We start from the raw sequence: 15,779 nt of genomic DNA on the forward strand, positions 1-15,779 counted from the left end.
GAACCGATCAGGTCGGGGTATCAACATATCTGGCGTTGACTTTTGGCACGCTGTTGAGTTCTCAAGGAACGGACGCTTCCTTTGTACTCACCCGACACTCTCGGGCTTTCCTCCGGGCGCTTCCCTTCGTTGTTTCCAACACTATCAGGCTTTCCCGGTGCTTCTGACCACCGTCCTGCGGACATGCAGAAGGCGATCCAGCGATAGGATCTGACAAGTTGGGTTCCGCCGGGGCGAGGACACCTTGCTTCGCATCGCTCAACCTCAGGCAGGAGTAACGACTGTACACGGAGCCGCGGAACGGGTGCAAATCCGTGAGGACTGTGGTCTAGACCTCTAATCGGAACACTCATGCGGAACCGGTACTTCCTATGACATACCCTGCTGCACAGTGCGCCGTCCGGGACAGGCAGTGACGGCCCGTATACATCCCCGCCCCTGGGAGGCTTCCCATGACCACCGTCTCGTCCCCGCTCGCAGGACGTGCCATCGGACTGGCCGCCGTGCCCGATCCCGTCTTCTCCGGGGCCATGGTCGGCCCGGGTACCGCCATCGACCCCGTACGCGAGCCTTCCGAGGCTGTCGCACCCGTGGACGGGGTCATCGTGTCCCTGCACCCGCACGCCTTCGTCGTGGTCGACGACAGCGGGCACGGTGTGCTGACCCATCTCGGCATCGACACCGTGCAGCTCAACGGTGAGGGTTTCGAACTGCTGGTGAACAAGGGCGACACCGTCGTGCGCGGGCAGGGCGTGGTGCGCTGGGACCCGGTCGCCGTCGAGGCCGCCGGCAAGTCGCCGATCTGTCCGATCGTGGCCCTGGAGGCGACGGCCGAGGCCCTCACCGAGCTCCGTGAGGACGGCGAAGTGAAGGCCGGCGAGAGTCTCTTTCTCTGGAAGTGACGTCAGCGCCGTCGTGTGACGGCTGGTAGGACAACCACCGCGGCGGCGGGACCCGCCGCACTATCGGGACGGGTGAGATGGAGACAACGCTGCGAGGCGTCGGTGTGAGCCACGGTGTGGCGATCGGCGAGGTTCGGCACATGGGGACTGCTGTGCTCGAGCCCCCGGCCAAGCAGATTCCGGCCGAGGACGCGGAGCGCGAGCAGGGGCGCGCCCGCAAGGCAGTGGAGGCTGTGGCGGCCGATCTGATGGCGCGCGGCAATCTGGCGGGGGGCGAGGCCCAGGCCGTGCTCGAGGCGCAGGCCATGATGGCCCAGGACCCCGAGCTCATGGCGGACGTGGAGCGGCGGATCGCCGTCGGCAGCACGGCCGAGCGCGCGGTGTACGACGCCTTCGCCGCGTATCGCGCCCTGCTGGCCGGTGCCGGTGAGTATCTGGCCGGCCGCGTGGCCGACCTCGACGACGTGCGGAATCGTATCGTCGCCCGTCTGCTCGGGGTGCCGATGCCGGGCGTTCCGGACAGTGACGAGCCGTATGTCCTCATCGCTCGGGACCTGGCTCCCGCCGACACGGCGCTGCTGGACCCGACGCTGGTCCTCGGCTTCGTCACCGAGGAGGGTGGGCCGACCAGTCACAGCGCGATTCTCGCGCGGGCGCTCGGTGTGCCGGCCGTGGTGGCGCTTCCGGGGGCCGGGGAGCTTCCCGAGGGCACGGTCGTCGCCGTCGACGGCAGCACCGGTGAGATCTTCGTGAACCCCACCGAGGAGAAGAAGGGGCAGCTGGAGGCGGAGGCGGCCGAGCGCAAGGCGGCGCTGGCCGCGTCGACGGGACCGGGTGCGACCTCGGACGGTCACAAGGTGCCGCTGCTCGCGAACATCGGGGGTCCCGCGGACGTGCCCGCGGCGGTCCAGGCCGGGGCGGAGGGCGTCGGTCTCTTCCGTACCGAGTTCCTCTTCCTCGACGACAGCGAGAACGCGCCGTCGGAGGAGAAGCAGGTCACCGCCTACCGGCAGGTGCTGGAGGCGTTCCCCGAGGGCCGGGTCGTCGTGCGCGTGCTGGACGCCGGCGCGGACAAGCCGCTGGACTTCCTGACCCCGGGCGACGAGCCGAACCCGGCGTTGGGTGTGCGGGGTCTGCGGACGCTGCTCGATCACCCGGACGTGCTGCGCACGCAGCTGACGGCGCTGGCGAAGGCGGCTGATGGGCTGCCGGTCTATCTCGAGGTCATGGCTCCCATGGTGGCGGACCGGACCGATGCCAAGGCGTTCGCGGACGCGTGTCGCGAGGCCGGGCTGCGGGCGAAGTTCGGCGCGATGGTGGAGATTCCGTCGGCCGCGCTGCGGGCGCGCTCGGTGCTGCAGGAGGTCGAGTTCCTGTCGCTGGGGACGAACGACCTCGCGCAGTACACCTTCGCCGCCGACCGTCAGGTGGGTGCGGTGTCCCGGCTGCAGGACCCGTGGCAGCCGGCGCTGCTCGACCTGGTCGCGCTGTCCGCGGAGGCGGCGAAGGCCGAGGGCAAGAGCTGCGGCGTCTGCGGTGAGGCCGCGTCGGACCCGCTGCTGGCGTGTGTGCTGACGGGTCTGGGCGTCACCTCCCTGTCCATGGGTGCGGCGTCGCTTCCCTACGTCCGGGCGACGCTGGCGAAGTTCACGCTGGCGCAGTGTGAGCGTGCCGCGGCGGCCGCCCGGGCGGCGGACAGCGCCGAGGAGGCGCGGAACGCCGCTCAGGCGGTGCTGTCCGGCGAGTAGGGCCGGGCGAGGCCGTAGCTGAGGTTGTGGGTGCGGGGCGTTCCACCTTCGGGTGGGGCGCCCCGCGGGCGTTCAGTGGTGATGTCCCGGTGGCAGGTGGTCGTCGCCGAGGTCGGGCGGTGCGCAGTAGTCGACGTTGGATTCCGGGGAGATGAGGTCGCCGGACTCGACGTCGGTGCAGTAGGCGTCGAAGACCTCACCGGCGGTGAGAGGTTCGAGACCGTATCCCCGTAGGCGCCAGCCGTGGATGCGGTCCGGCCCGCTCGGGGGGCTGACGCGCATGACGAGTCCGCCGGGGCTGTGGGTGGCGAGGCCGAGGGCGAGGACGCCGGTGAACTCCAGGGCCTCGGCCTCGTCGACGTGCGGGGTGCCGTCGATGTCCTCGTCGGCGTGGAGGACGGAGAGGAGGGTCTCCGGGGTGCCCGTGATGCTGCAGACCAGGTGCCGGTTGCCCGGGGGCGCCGTTTCGAGGATGCGGCGGAGGAGGCGCGAAGCCCGGGTGAAGGCGGCTCGGCCGAGGTCCTCGCCGCAGGTGGCGCAGTTGCCGAGGCGGGCGAGCAGGTGGGAGGCGTACTCCCAGGTGGCCTGGCGGACGGCTTCGTCGACGAGAGCCGGGAGGAGGTCGGTGAGGGGCTGGCCCTCGTAGGGGACGGTCGGTCCGCCGGCGGCGAGTTCGGCGGTGAACCGGGTGCGGCTGGCGGGGGCGTCGGGGTCGAGGCCCGCGGCCGAGCAGAAGTCGGCGTACTCCTCCGGGTCGAAGAGGGCGATGGAGGTGTGGGTGCCCTGTGCCGCGCGTGCCCTGAGCAGGGCTTCGACCTGGTGGAGGTAGGCGGCGTGGTCGTCGAAGGTGAAGCTGCGGTAGCGCCGCATGGCGCGGAAGTCGTGTTCGTCGGTGAGCAGTCCGATGGTGCCGGCGATTTCCCGGCGCAGGACGCGTCGCGCGGTCTGGTCTGTGTGCGCCATCTTTCCCCCTGTGCGCAGTCGATCAATGCTCACTCACAGTAACCGGCGGCACTGACAACGGCGGCGGGTGAGGCGCGCGGACCGTCCGCCGTTGGGGGCGGCCGGACCGTTGAGCGCCTGGTCAGGTGCGTTTGCGGGCGAGGTCCTCGTAGAAGTGGAGCAGGTCGAGGTTGTCGATGGAGCCCGGGTTGACGGCCTTCTCCAGCGGGGTGCCCTGGAGGAGTCGTTTGACGGGGACCTCGATGCGCTTGCCGGTCAGGGTGTGCGGGATGCCGGGCACTTCGATGACCTCGTCGGGGACGTGGCGCGGGGACAGCTGTTCGCGGATGGTCCGCTTGATGCGGGACAGGAGGGCGTCGTCGAGGGCGGCTCCGGGGGCCATGTGCACGAACAGGGGCATCCAGTAGCCGCCGTCCGGCTGCTCGACGCCGATGACGAGGGATTCCCTGATCTCCGGCAGCCGCTCGACGGCCTCGTAGATGTCGGCCGAGCCCATGCGGACGCCCTGCCGGTTGAGGGTGGAGTCGGAACGGCCGTGGATGACGACGGAGCCGCGGGAGGTGACGGTGATCCAGTCGCCGTGCCGCCAGACGCCGGGGTAGGTGTCGAAGTAGCTGTCGTGGTAGCGGCTGCCGTCGGGGTCGTTCCAGAAGCGGATCGGCATCGAGGGCATGGGGTTGGTGACGACGAGTTCGCCGACCTCGTCGGTGAGGGGGTTGCCGCTCGGGTCCCAGGACTGGAGGTCGGTGCCGAGGCCGGGGGCCTGGAGTTCGCCGATGTACACCGGGAGGGTGGGGACGGCGCCCGCGAAGCAGGAGCACACGTCGGTGCCGCCGCTGACGGAGGCGATCCACAGGTCCGCCCCGCTCTCCGCGAACTCGTCGTGCAGCCAGCGGAAGCCGTCGGGCGGGAGCGGAGAGCCCGTGGTGGCCACGCACTGGACCCGGGACAGGTCGTGATCGCGGGCGGGGTGCACGCCGGCCTTGCGGCAGGCCATGACGTAGGCGGCGGAGGTGCCGAAGAGGGTGGCCCCGGTGCGTTCGGCGATGCGCCACTGGGCGCAGGTGTCCGGGTAGCCGGGGCTGCCGTCGTAGAGGACGATCGTGGTGCCGGTGAGCAGGCCGGAGACGAGGAAGTTCCACATCATCCAGCCGGTCGACGTGTACCAGAAGAAGCGGTCTTCGGGGCCGAGGTCGCAGTGCAGGCCGAGCTGCTTGAGGTGCTCGACCAGGATGCCGCCCTGGGACTGGACGATGGCCTTGGGCAGGCCGGTGGTGCCGGAGGAGTAGAGCACCCACAGGGGGTGGTCGAAGGGCACCTGCTCGAAGACGGGGTCCGTGTCGGCGGACGTCAGCGTCGCCCATTCCAGCGCACCCTCGGGGGCCTCGGTGCCGAGGAGCGGGATGTGGACGACGGCGCGCAGGGTGGGCAGTTCGCGGCGGAGTTCGGTGACGGTGTCGCGGCGGTCGTGTTCCTTGCCGCCGTAGCGGTAGCCGTCGACGGTGAACAGGACGACGGGTTCCACCTGCTGGAAGCGGTCGAGGACGCTGCGGGCGCCGAAGTCGGGGGCGCAGGAGGTCCAGACGCCGCCCACTGCCGCGGTGGCGAGGAAGGCGACCACGGCCTGCGGGATGTTCGGGAGGTAGCCGCTGACGCGGTCGCCGGGGCGCACGCCGAGGGCGCGTAGTTCGGCGGCCAGCGAGCCGACCTGGCGGCGCAGCTCGCCCCAGGTGACGGGACTCGGTTCGTGGGTCTCGTCGACGTACAGGAGGGCCGGTTCGTCCGCGCGGGTGGCCGCCGCGCGCAGGGCGTGCTCGGCGTAGTTGAGCGTGGCGCCGGGGAACCACTGGGCGCCGGGCATGGAGCGGTCGCCCAGCACGCGCGCGTAGGGGGTCGAGAAATGTACGTCGAACCATTCCGTGACGGCTTTCCAGAAGGTGGCCGGCTCGTCGACGGACCAGCGGTGCAGTGCGGCGTATTCGCCCTCGGCGGGGGCGCCGTGGTGCTCGGCTGCCCAGGTCTGGAACCTGGTGATCCGTGCCTTGGCGATGCGCTGCGGATCTGGCTGCCAGAGCGGCTGGGGGTTCACGGTCGACATGGGGCGGCTCCCGGACTGTGCGCGTCGTGTGCGTCCTCCGCGCACGGGCTGGGGTGTGCGCGTGACGCGGCTGACATGGACGATGCCATGTGATCGACTTCTACACCAGGGCGTGCCCCACATAGTCGGTGTCGTGAAGATGTGGTCCCGTCACGGGTGAACGGCAGTTGAACGACGCCCGCGCGGGAGGTCGTCGGTGGCAGGGTGAGCAGCATGGACGGTCGTGACCTGGTGCGTTCGATGAAAGCGGTCGGTTCTGCGGGGGCGGCGCAGGGGTTGCGTACCGTACGGGCGGCGTGGCGCAGGCGGCAGGCCGACGCCGCGGGGCTGCCGCCGCGGGGTGCGGAGCGTGCGCGGGTGCCGGGTCCGATGCAGGCGGTGGAGCCGGGGCCCGGGGGCGGTGTCGTCCGGTTCGGCCGTTCGGAGCTGCGCGTCCTCGTCGCCGTGAACGGGGCCGTGTTCTGGGGCTGGGACGGGGCTGGCCCGGAGCCGTCGTACGCGTTGGCGGGCCGCTGTCCGGAGCCGGATCCGCGGGCGGTGCTGGAGCCGGACAAGGACGGCGGCTGGCGGGTGGTGGCCGAGCGGGCGACGGTGGCCGTCTCCCGGCACGGCGCGATCGAGGTCTGTACGCCCGGGGGCGTGGTGCTGCGCCGTGAGCTGCCGCCCCGCTGGTGGGAGCCGGTCGGCGGCGGTCCGGCGCGCTGGACGCAGCGGTCGGAGGTCGCGGCGGACGCCCGGTTCTTCGGGCTCGGCGGGCGGGCCGCGGGGCCTCGGCTGCGTAAGGGCACGTACCGGTTGTGGAACACCGGTCCCGGCCTGCCGTTCGCTCCGGGTGAGGACCCGTCGTCCGTCACGATGCCGGTGCATCTGGTGGTGGCCGACGCGGGGACGCATCTGGTGTTCCACGACAGTTCGTGGGACGGCACGGTGACATTGCGGGAGGGCGAGGAGGGGGCGGGGTCCGGGCATGACCGGCCCGGGCGGAGTGTGCTGCGGATGGACGGCGGTCCGCTGCGGTGCTGGGTGACGGTGGGCACCCCCGCGCGCGTGCTGCTCGCCTGGGCCTCGCTGACCGGGGCGCCCGCGCTGCCGCCCGCGTGGGCGCTCGGTCACCATCACGCGCGGTCGGGTCCTGGCGACGAGCAGGAGGTGCGGCGGATCGTCGCCGGCCATCAGGAGCGTGATCTGCCACTCGACGCCGTTCACCTGGACGTCGACCATCTCGACGGCCACCAGGTGTTCACCGTGGACGAGGAGCGGTTCCCCAAGCTGCCCGTCCTCGCCGAGGAGCTGCGGCGGGACGGCGTCCGGCTGGTGTCGGTCGTGGGTCCCGCGGTCCCGGCCGTGACCGGCAACGCCGTGTACGACGATGGGACGAGCGAGGACGTGTTCGTGCGGGACGCTTCGGGGCCGGTCTTCCGGGGTGTGGGGTGGCCCGGGGACGTGGTCTTTCCGGACTTCACACGCGCGTGTGTGCGCGAGTGGTGGGGCGGGCTCTACGAGGAGCGGCTCGGGCAGGGGTTCGCGGGGTTCTGGCACGACCTGGACGAACCCACCTCGTTCGCCGCGTTCGGGGAGGCGACGCTGCCGCGTTCGGCCCGGCACTTCCTGGAGGGGCGAGGCGGTGACCACAGGGAGGCGCACAACGTGTACGCGTTGTGCATGGCCCGCGCCGGGTACGAGGGGTTGCGGACGCTGGCACCCGAGGAGCGGCCGTTCGTGTTCTCGCGTTCCGGGTGGGCCGGCCTGCAGCGTTACGGCGGCGTGTGGTCCGGGAACATGGCCACGGGCTGGCCCGGGCTGCGGGCGTCCCTGTCGCTGGTGATGGGGCTCGGGTTGTGCGGGGTGCCGTATGCGGGGCCGGATGTGGGCGGGGCCGGCGGGAGTCCGTCTCCGGAGCTGTATCTGCGGTGGTTGCAACTGGCTGCCCACCTTCCGCTGTTCCGCACGCACGGGGGCCAGTTGGCGGGGCGCGGGGCGCCGTGGGAGTTCGGTGCCGAGGTGCTGGAGCACGCGCGCGTGGCACTCGTCGAACGGCGGCGGCTGCTGCCGTACTTCGTGACGCTGGCGCATCTGGCCCGGCGTACGGGTGCGCCGTATGTGCGTCCGCTGTGGTGGTCGACGCCGGAGGAGCGGGCGTTGCGGGACTGCGAGGACGCCTTCCTGCTGGGCGACTGTCTGCTGGTGGCGCCGGTGCTGGACCCGGGGGCGGACCGGCGGGCGGTGCAGCTGCCGCGCGGACGCTGGTACGACGTGGTGACGGAGCGGGCGTACGAGGGACCGGCGCAGGTCCTCGTCGATGCGCCTCTGGCGCGGATCCCGGTGTTCGCGCGCGCGGGAGCCGTGCTTCCGGTGCGCGGGGAGGACGGCGGGCCGGCGCTGGAGGTGTGGGCGCCCGCGCGGGGGCGGACCGGCGGAGGTCTGGTCGTGCCGGACGCGGGCGACGGCTGGGTGGAACCGGAGATCGAGCGGTACGTCTCGCGTTGGGAGGGGGAACGGGTGGTCGTGGAGCGGGAGGGCGAGGACGGCGTGAGCGAGCCGTCCTGCCCGGTCCGTGTCCGTGGGCTCGTGGAGGGCTCGGCTCAGATGTAGCGGCCCTCGAACCAGGCCCGCACGGCCCGGGTGTGAAGGGGGAAGGCGAGCTCCTCGGCCCTGCGCAGCAGGTGCCATCCCTCGGTCTCGTGCGTAGCGGTGGACGACGGGAGGCCTTCGGCCGACCGCTCGGGGAGCAGCCCGAAGAGCAGCAGGTGGCCGTCGGGCGAGCTCATGGCGTCGGCGAGGCGCACGTCGCGGCTCGCCGCGTCGATGCCCGTCTCCTCCTTGAGTTCGCGGACGACTGCCTGCCGCCAGTCCTCCCGGTCGTCGACGTAGCCGCCGGGCAGTGCGACGCCCCCGCGCGCGGGGGCCACGGTGCGGGTGATGACCACCAGGGCGGTGCCCTGCGTGTCGTACACGGGCTGGAGGGCGACCGCGACCGGCAGCGGGTTGCGGTAGGTCACGGTGCCGCACGCGGGGCAGGTGCGGGGCCAGCCGGAAACGCCCTCTCCGTAGGGCGTTCCGCAGCTCGAACAGTGTGAGCCCGGTGCGGAGTTGGGAGCGGAGGTTTCAGTATCGAACACGCGGCGGACTGTATCCGATTCTGGAGGGGGCGGCTCCGGCAGGCGGTTCAGTGGCGGCCGGCGAGCGACCTCGCGGAGACCGGGAAGTCGAAGTAGGTGTCCGGGTAGGGCTCGGGCTTGTAGGTGAAGTGCCACCACTCCTCGGGGAGGTTCACGAGGCCGACGTCCTCCAGGGTGCTCTTGAGCAGCAGCCGGTTGGCGCGTTGGGCGCCCTGGATACGGGGGTCGAGGGTGTGTGAGCGGGTGTCGAAGCAGTCGTAGCCGGTGCCCATGTCGACGGAGTTGTCGGGGAAGCGCTCGTCCTGGGGTGCGAAGCAGGGCACCAGGGGCTGCCCGGGGTGGTAGGGCCGGGTCGGCTTCGCCGGGAGCTTCACGAGGGTGAGGTCCACGGTCGAGCCGCGGCTGTGGCCGGACTTCTCGGCGATGTAGCCGTCCGCGAAGAGGCGCGTCTTGTCGACCTCCGGGTAGAACTCGGCCTTCATCCTCTGGTCGTCGAGGTCTTCGGCCCAGCGGACGAAGTGGTCGACGGCGCGCTGCGGCCGGTAGCAGTCGTACACCTTGAGGGAGTAGCCCTGGCGCAGCAGCCGGGTCTGGGCCCGGTGGAGGGCTTCGGCGGCGGGACGGGTCAGGATGCACAGGGGCTGCCGGTAGCCGTCGATGCGCTCGCCGACGAAGTTGTGCGCGGTGGTGTAGCGCATCTCCTGGATGATCGTGGGGGCGACGCTTCTCAGGGCCACGAAGTCCTCCGGGGCCCTCGGCTCCGGCTTGGCCTGGGCGGTGGCGGGGACGGCCGTGACGGCGAGCAGGGCGGCGAAGGTGGTGACCAGGCCGCGGAGCGTGGTGGAGAGTCGTGTCATGTTCCCTGCATCTATCAGGAGTGGACTCCGCGGGGGAAGTGGGCGGGCCGGCGACTCGGCTTCCGTACGCTCCGGGAGCGCGTCGGAATGGTGCGTGAACGTCGCGTGAACTGGGCCCGGGCGGGTGTCCGTGGCGCCATTCTGCTCCCGTGCGCTCCTGGACGGACACTCTCCGCTTCGCCTTCCAACCGGTGGTCAATCTGCTGACCGGCGGGGTCGCGGCGCTGGAGATACTCGCCCGCCCGGAGACCGGCGACATCCTGGCCGAGGCGCGCCGCGACCCCGAACTCGACGGCCGACTCGCGGTGGCGGCGTTCCGCGCGGCGGTGCGCAAGGAGACGCTGCTGCCGCTGCACGTCAACGTGTTCGCCGGCACGCTCGCCGACCTCGGTGGCCTGCAAGGACTGCACGGCGCCGTGCGCGAGGCGGGACGGATGCCGTGGGAGGTGACGGTCGACGTCTGTCCGCCGTACACGCATGTGCCGCGGCGGGCCCTGCTGGAGGCGGTGAGCGCGTTGCGGGGCCAGGGGTTCCGGATCTGCGCGGACGGGGTCGGTGACGGGGACGCGCCGCTGCGACTGCTGACGGACCTGGCGCCGGAACTGGTGAAGCTCGACGCGTCGCTGCTGGCCCGGCCGGCGGCCGTACGGGCGATGCGGGTGCTGTGCGACGAGTTGGGGGCGCTGCTGTCCGTCGAGGGCGTGGAGACGGAGTCGCAGTGCGCTGCCGCGCGGACGGCCGGGGCGCAGTTGGCGCAGGGTGAGCTGTTCGCGCCGCCCGCGCGGCTGCCGGCGGCGGACGTGTACGTTCCGCCCGGCTCCCCCGGTGTCGTACCGGCGCCGCGCTCGGGGCCCTCGGTACGGCAGTTCGTACGGCCGGCCGCGTTGCTGCCCGTGACCGCGTCGGCGGGGCAGGTGCGGGCGCTGTTGACCGGGGCGCCGGACGTGTCCGGGGTGCTGCTCGTGGACCGGGACGGGGTCCCGGTGCGGTCGGTCCACCGGTCCCGCTTCCTGCTGTCGATGTCGGGGCGCTACGGCCACGCCCTGTACGCCGACCGGCCCGCCGCGAAGCTCGGCGACGCGCCGCGGACGGTGGGCGTCGACGCGACGGCCTGGGAGGTGCTGGACGTGGTGGCCGTCGGCGGCCGGGGCCGCACGTCGGACGACGTGGCCGTGGTCGACGTGCACGGGCGGTGCGTGGGCGTCGTGCGGCTCGCCGACCTCGTGCGGGCGCTGGCCGAGAGCCGGGTGGAAGAGGCGGCCGGGCTCAATCCGCTGACCCGGCTGCCCGGTTCGGACGCGATCACGGTGGAGGTGGACCGGCGGATCGCGGACGGGCGGGCGTTCGCGCTGAGCTGGCTCGATGTGGACCACTTCAAGCAGGTCAACGACGGGGCCGGGTTCGCGGCGGGCGACGAGCTGATCCGGGCGGTCGGGCGGGCCCTGTCGCAGACGACGGCGGGGTCCGCGCGCGTGGGGCACATCGGCGGTGACGACTTCCTGGTGCTCACCGACCCGGAAGGGCTGGATCCGCTGGCCGCCTCCGTGCTGGACGTGCCGTGGTCGGCCGGCGGGCGGCCCGTGACGCTGTCGTTGGCGACGGTCCTGTGCGCACCGGGCAGTGTGCCGGACCATCGGCAGGCGGCGGCCTGGCTGGCGCCGCTGAAGAAGGCCGCGAAGGGGCTGCGGGGGGCGAGTTGGGTGCTGGGCCGGGCGGGTGCGCCGGGGCACGAGGTCCGTCGCGGGTCGGAGCGGGCGACGGCGCCGGCGGGGTGACGGCGCCGGCGGGGTGACGCGGGCGGCTTCGGCGGCGCCGACGCGGGGGCGCCCTGGCGGCGCCGATACGGAGGCGCCCTCGGCGGCGCCGATACGGAGGCGCCCTCGGCGGCGCCGATACGGAGGCGCCGGGAGGGGCGGCGCACGGGGTGGTGAGGAGCGGCGTCGCCAAGCCCGAGGTGCGGGGCGCTGTCGCCGGCCCGCGCGCGTGCACGCGTTGTCAGCCGGGCCCGCGCGCGTGCACGCTGTTCGTCGGCACGCGCGTGCACGCCTTGTTCGCCGGCACGCGCGCACGCGTTGTTAACGGCACACGCGCGCACGCGTTGTCAGCCGGCCCGCCCGCGTGCACGCTGTTCGTCGGCACGCGCGTGCACGCCTTGTTCGCCGGCACGCGCGCACGCGTTGTTAACGGCACACGCGCGCACGCGCTGTTGGCCGGCACGCGCCCACCGACCGCTACGGCATCACGAGCGCCCGTCGGTAGCCGCCGTCCAGGAGCACCCACGTGGACACGCACCCCGCGCGGGTCGCCCCGCGGGTCCTGAACCGTTGCTGTCGGCCACCTTGACGCTCCCTGGGCGCCGGTGAACACTTCCGGTGTCAGTCGACATCGCCGTACATCTCGGCGTATTCCGGCACTGCGTCGCGCGGGCGCTCCTGTGCTTCGAGGCCCACTCCCCCACGGGCGGTTCGGCTGCTACGGCACGCTCGTCACTCACGCCCCGCGGCGGAGGCCGCCGGGGGAGACGCACCCCGCACAGGAGGACCGGGGCCGATCGCCCCGGGCCAGGGCCTAGGAGCCGCCATGAGCAACGGAGACATCTTCGTCGGCGAGATCATCGGTACCGCGATCCTCATCCTCTTCGGCGCGGGTGTCTGCGCCGCCGTGACCCTGAGGTACAGCAAGGCGCGGGCGGCGGGGTGGGTGGTGATCGCGTTCGGCTGGGGATTCGGTGTGCTGGCGGGCGCCTACACCGCCGCCCCGCTCTCCGGAGGGCATCTCAATCCCGCCGTCACCCTCGCGATCGCCGTCGACACCGGCGAGTGGGGCAAGGTCTGGGTCTATGTGCTGGGGCAGTTCATCGGCGCGATGATCGGTGCCGTCCTGTGCTACCTCACGTACTTCGCCCAGTTCCAGGCCAACGTCCGCAAGACCGGCACCACCGAGGGCACGGCGGACGAGCCGGTTCCGACGCTCGGCATCTTCTCCACCATCCCGGAGATCCGGCACCCGGTCGCCAACCTGGTCACCGAGATCATCGCCACCGTCGGGCTCGTCCTGCCGGTCCTCGCCTTCGGACTGACCGAGGGACTCGGCGAGTCGGGGACGCTCGTGCTGATCGTGTCGCTGCTCGTCGTCGGGATCGGCCTCTCCCTCGGGGGGCCGACCGGCTATGCCATCAACCCCACCCGTGACCTCGGCCCGCGCATCGTGCACACCTTCCTGCCGATCCCGAACAAGGGCACGTCCGACTGGGGTTACGCCTGGGTCCCGGTGGTCGGCCCGCTGATCGGCGGAGCGCTCGCCGGACTCATCTACAACGTGGCCTTCTGAACGGCCCACCGGAACCGTCGCCTCCGCATCGACTCCGCAGTCCTCTGAACCCAGCCCAAGGGGTAGCCATGACGGACCACTCCACGAAGTACGTCGCCGCGATCGACCAGGGCACCACCTCCAGCCGCTGCATCATCTTCGACCAGGACGGCGCGATCGTCTCCGTCGACCAGCGCGAGCACCGCCAGATCTTCCCCAAGCCCGGCTGGGTGGAGCACGACGCCACCGAGATCTGGTCCAAGGTTCAGGCCGTGGTCGCCGGGGCGCTCGCGGGCGCCGGGCTGCGCGCCGACCGGCTCAGCGCGCTGGGCATCACCAACCAGCGCGAGACGACGGTCCTGTGGGACCGCGCGACCGGCAAGCCGGTGCACAACGCCATCGTGTGGCAGGACACCCGTACCTCCGCGCTGTGCCGCCAGTTGGGCGGCGCGGACGGGCAGGACCGTTTCCGTGAACAGACTGGTCTGCCACTGGCCAGCTACTTCTCCGGGCCCAAGGCGGCCTGGCTGCTCGACAACGTGCCCGGTCTGAGGGCCCGCGCCGAGCGCGGGGAGATCGCCTTCGGCACCATCGACTCCTGGCTGATCTGGAACCTGACCGGCGGCACCGACGGCGGGCGGCACGTCACCGACGTGACCAACGCCGGCCGCACCATGCTGATGGACCTCCGGACGCTCCAGTGGGACCCCTCGATCCTGTCGGCGATGAACATCCCCGAGGCCGTGCTCCCCGAGATCAGGTCCTCCGCCGAGGTGTACGGGACCGCCGTCGGCCAACTGGCCGGCGTTCCCGTGGCCTCCGCCCTGGGCGACCAGCAGGCAGCCGTGTTCGGGCAGGCCTGCTACGACGTGGGCACGGCGAAGAACACGTACGGCACGGGCAGCTTCCTGCTGCTCAACACCGGTGACCGGCCCGTGCCGTCGAAGAGCGGGCTGCTGACCACCATGGGTTACAAGATCGGTGACGAGGCGCCCGTCTACTGCCTGGAAGGGTCGATCGCCATCACGGGAGCGCTGGTTCAGTGGTTCCGCGACCAGCTCGGCATCATCCGCAGCGCCGACGAGATCGAACCGTTGGCGGCGAGCGTGGCGGACAACGGGGGCGCGTACATCGTGCCCGCCTTCTCCGGGCTGTTCGCCCCGTACTGGCGCTCGGACGCGCGCGGGGTCGTCACCGGACTCACCCGGTACGTGACCAAGGCACATCTGGCGCGCGCGGTGCTGGAGGCGACGAGCTGGCAGACGCGCGAGGTCGTGGACGCCATGTACCAGGACTCGGGGGTGCGCATCACGACCCTGAAGGTCGACGGCGGCATGACGAAGAACAACCTGCTGATGCAGCACCAGGCGGACGTGCTGGGCGTGCCGGTGATCCGGCCCCGGGTGTCCGAGACGACCTGCCTGGGTGCCGCGTACGCGGCCGGACTGGCCACCGGTGTGTGGAACGGCCTCGACGAACTCAAGACGCACTGGCAGCGGGACGTCGAGTGGGCGCCCGCCATGGAGACGTCGGTGCGGGACCGCGAGTACCGCAACTGGCGCAAGGCGGTGGAGAAGAGCTTCGGCTGGATGGAAGACGGCGACGGAGACGAAGACGGCTAGGCGCCGGGCGGGCTCGGGGGCACGCGCGCGTGGGTGTCGTCGCCGTGCCCCGAGCCGTCAGGTGGTGACGACCCTGCGGCGGTCCGCCGCCTGGGCCATGGCGTGCTGGACCACGCCGACGAGGACCTCCTTGACCGATTCCCGGTCACGGGCGTCGCACATCACCAGGGGCACGTCGGCGTCGAGGTCGAGGGCCTGGCGGACGGTCTCCGCCGGATAGCGGGCCGATCCCTCGAAGCGGTTGACGCCGATCAGGAACGGGATGGAGCGGCGTTCGAAGTAGTCGACGGCGGCGAAGCAGTCCTCCAGGCGGCGGGTGTCGGCCAGGACGACGGCGCCGAGCGCGCCCTCGGAGAGCTCGTCCCACATGAACCAGAACCGCTCCTGGCCTGGCGTGCCGAAGAGGTACAGCACCAGGTCCTCGCGCAGCGTGATCCGCCCGAAGTCCATGGCCACCGTGGTGGTGTGCTTGCCCTCCACACCGCTGACGTCGTCGACGGGCCGCCCGGCCTCGGTGAGCAGTTCCTCGGTGCGCAGTGGCCTGATCTCGCTGACCGCGCCGACGAGAGTGGTCTTGCCGACGCCGAAGCCGCCGGCCACCAGGATCTTGAGCGTGACGGGCTCGACCGGCGGCTTGCCGCGCTGAGAACGCCCGAAGATCATCGATCTCTTCTCCTTAACGTGCCACTTGCCGTGCCGCTGGTCGTGCCGCTGGTCGTGCAGCTTGTCGTGCCGCTTGTCGTGCCCATGGACCGGTTCACAGCGCCCTCAGTCCGCTGATCACGTCGCGCAGAATGTCCTCGTCCGGCAGTTCGGCCGGGGGCACGGGCCGGTTCACGTGGACGAGTTGGACGTCCACGAGGTCTCCGACCAGAACCCGCACGACCCCGATGGGGAGGTCGAGTTCGACGGCGAGTTCGGCGACCGACTGCGGCGCGTCCCGGCACAGCCCGACGATGTCCACGTGCTCCGGGGAGAGCGTGACGTCCGCCTCCGGATCGTCCGCGTGGGGTTCCGTGACGACCACCGCGATGAGGTCGAGGCGGTGCTGGGCCGCGCTGGTGGTGCGGCCGCGCGTCATGGCGTACGGACGGACGACGGGTCCGGCCTCGTCGTCGAACCAGTGGTTTCTTCCCTGACCGTCTGCGCTCATGTCATCCC

12 protein-coding genes are annotated in these 15,779 nt (G+C 71.8%); 6 read left to right on the forward strand and 6 right to left on the reverse strand.

What is annotated here, in order from left to right; genetic code table 11:
- Positions 1–452: 452 nt before the first annotated feature.
- Positions 453–902: a PTS glucose transporter subunit IIA gene (locus ACFCZF_RS18435; protein WP_375916774.1), complete on the forward strand. Its 450-nt coding sequence runs from the start codon at positions 453–455 to the stop codon at positions 900–902.
- Positions 903–979: 77 nt separating this feature from the next.
- Entirely contained in the window at positions 980–2,650 is a 1,671-nt protein-coding gene (ptsP, locus tag ACFCZF_RS18440) for a phosphoenolpyruvate--protein phosphotransferase (protein WP_376672545.1), read from the forward strand.
- 72 nt (positions 2,651–2,722) lie between these two features.
- On the opposite strand, the gene ACFCZF_RS18445 is transcribed toward ptsP, so the two are convergent.
- On the reverse strand, positions 2,723–3,613 hold the full coding sequence (locus ACFCZF_RS18445; protein WP_376672546.1) for a hypothetical protein: 891 nt from the start codon (positions 3,611–3,613) through the stop codon (positions 2,723–2,725).
- A gap of 121 nt (positions 3,614–3,734) precedes the next feature.
- Positions 3,735–5,711 (reverse strand): acetoacetate--CoA ligase, encoded by a 1,977-nt coding sequence (locus ACFCZF_RS18450; protein ID WP_376672547.1) that lies wholly within the window; start codon positions 5,709–5,711, stop codon positions 3,735–3,737.
- Between the two features lie 213 nt (positions 5,712–5,924).
- Between ACFCZF_RS18450 and ACFCZF_RS18455 the strand changes: the two genes are divergently transcribed.
- Entirely contained in the window at positions 5,925–8,303 is a 2,379-nt protein-coding gene (locus tag ACFCZF_RS18455) for a TIM-barrel domain-containing protein (protein WP_376672548.1), read from the forward strand.
- Here the strand turns inward: ACFCZF_RS18455 and ACFCZF_RS18460 are convergent.
- Positions 8,294–8,830 carry an NUDIX domain-containing protein gene (locus ACFCZF_RS18460; RefSeq protein WP_376672549.1) on the reverse strand — a complete coding sequence of 179 codons (537 nt, stop codon included), beginning with the start codon at positions 8,828–8,830 and terminating at the stop codon, positions 8,294–8,296. The two genes, ACFCZF_RS18455 and ACFCZF_RS18460, sit on opposite strands and share 10 nt — an antisense overlap.
- A gap of 47 nt (positions 8,831–8,877) precedes the next feature.
- Positions 8,878–9,687: a M15 family metallopeptidase gene (locus ACFCZF_RS18465; RefSeq protein WP_376672550.1), complete on the reverse strand. Its 810-nt coding sequence runs from the start codon at positions 9,685–9,687 to the stop codon at positions 8,878–8,880.
- A gap of 149 nt (positions 9,688–9,836) precedes the next feature.
- On the opposite strand from ACFCZF_RS18465, the gene ACFCZF_RS18470 reads away from it, so the two are divergent.
- The 3 genes from ACFCZF_RS18470 to glpK all read left to right on the forward strand — a co-directional run bounded on the left by ACFCZF_RS18470 (position 9,837) and on the right by glpK (position 14,618).
- Positions 9,837–11,462: an EAL domain-containing protein gene (locus ACFCZF_RS18470; protein ID WP_376672551.1), complete on the forward strand. Its 1,626-nt coding sequence runs from the start codon at positions 9,837–9,839 to the stop codon at positions 11,460–11,462.
- An 805-nt stretch (positions 11,463–12,267) separates the two neighbouring features.
- Complete coding sequence (locus ACFCZF_RS18475; RefSeq protein WP_376672552.1) at positions 12,268–13,017, forward strand: MIP/aquaporin family protein; 750 nt, start codon at positions 12,268–12,270, stop codon at positions 13,015–13,017.
- Positions 13,018–13,085: 68 nt separating this feature from the next.
- A complete protein-coding gene (gene glpK, locus ACFCZF_RS18480) occupies positions 13,086–14,618 on the forward strand; it encodes a glycerol kinase GlpK (protein ID WP_376672553.1) in 1,533 nt (510 codons plus the stop codon).
- A gap of 57 nt (positions 14,619–14,675) precedes the next feature.
- Here the strand turns inward: glpK and ACFCZF_RS18485 are convergent, their stop codons facing one another.
- Both ACFCZF_RS18485 and ACFCZF_RS18490 read right to left on the reverse strand, forming a co-directional pair.
- Positions 14,676–15,281 carry an ATP/GTP-binding protein gene (locus ACFCZF_RS18485; protein ID WP_375916804.1) on the reverse strand — a complete coding sequence of 202 codons (606 nt, stop codon included), beginning with the start codon at positions 15,279–15,281 and terminating at the stop codon, positions 14,676–14,678.
- A gap of 94 nt (positions 15,282–15,375) precedes the next feature.
- A complete protein-coding gene (locus ACFCZF_RS18490; RefSeq protein WP_376672554.1) occupies positions 15,376–15,771 on the reverse strand; it encodes a DUF742 domain-containing protein in 396 nt (131 codons plus the stop codon).
- Positions 15,772–15,779: the final 8 nt, after the last annotated feature.

The sequence above is a fragment of the Streptomyces sp. NPDC056296 genome (assembly GCF_042268605.1).
In the GTDB taxonomy this organism is placed as follows: Bacteria; Actinomycetota; Actinomycetes; order Streptomycetales; family Streptomycetaceae; genus Streptomyces.

Bases quoted from the DNA above. Each gene is read 5' to 3' on its own strand.
- ACFCZF_RS18435 (WP_375916774.1), top strand. From the start codon at position 453: ATGACCACCGTCTCGTCCCCGCTCGCAGGACGTGCCATCGGACTGGCC.
- ptsP (WP_376672545.1), top strand. From the start codon at position 980: ATGGAGACAACGCTGCGAGGCGTCGGTGTGAGCCACGGTGTGGCGATC.
- ACFCZF_RS18445 (WP_376672546.1), bottom strand. From the start codon at position 3,613: ATGGCGCACACAGACCAGACCGCGCGACGCGTCCTGCGCCGGGAAATC.
- ACFCZF_RS18450 (WP_376672547.1), bottom strand. From the start codon at position 5,711: ATGTCGACCGTGAACCCCCAGCCGCTCTGGCAGCCAGATCCGCAGCGC.
- ACFCZF_RS18455 (WP_376672548.1), top strand. From the start codon at position 5,925: ATGGACGGTCGTGACCTGGTGCGTTCGATGAAAGCGGTCGGTTCTGCG.
- ACFCZF_RS18465 (WP_376672550.1), bottom strand. From the start codon at position 9,687: ATGACACGACTCTCCACCACGCTCCGCGGCCTGGTCACCACCTTCGCC.
- ACFCZF_RS18475 (WP_376672552.1), top strand. From the start codon at position 12,268: ATGAGCAACGGAGACATCTTCGTCGGCGAGATCATCGGTACCGCGATC.
- glpK (WP_376672553.1), top strand. From the start codon at position 13,086: ATGACGGACCACTCCACGAAGTACGTCGCCGCGATCGACCAGGGCACC.
- ACFCZF_RS18485 (WP_375916804.1), bottom strand. From the start codon at position 15,281: ATGATCTTCGGGCGTTCTCAGCGCGGCAAGCCGCCGGTCGAGCCCGTC.
- ACFCZF_RS18490 (WP_376672554.1), bottom strand. From the start codon at position 15,771: ATGAGCGCAGACGGTCAGGGAAGAAACCACTGGTTCGACGACGAGGCC.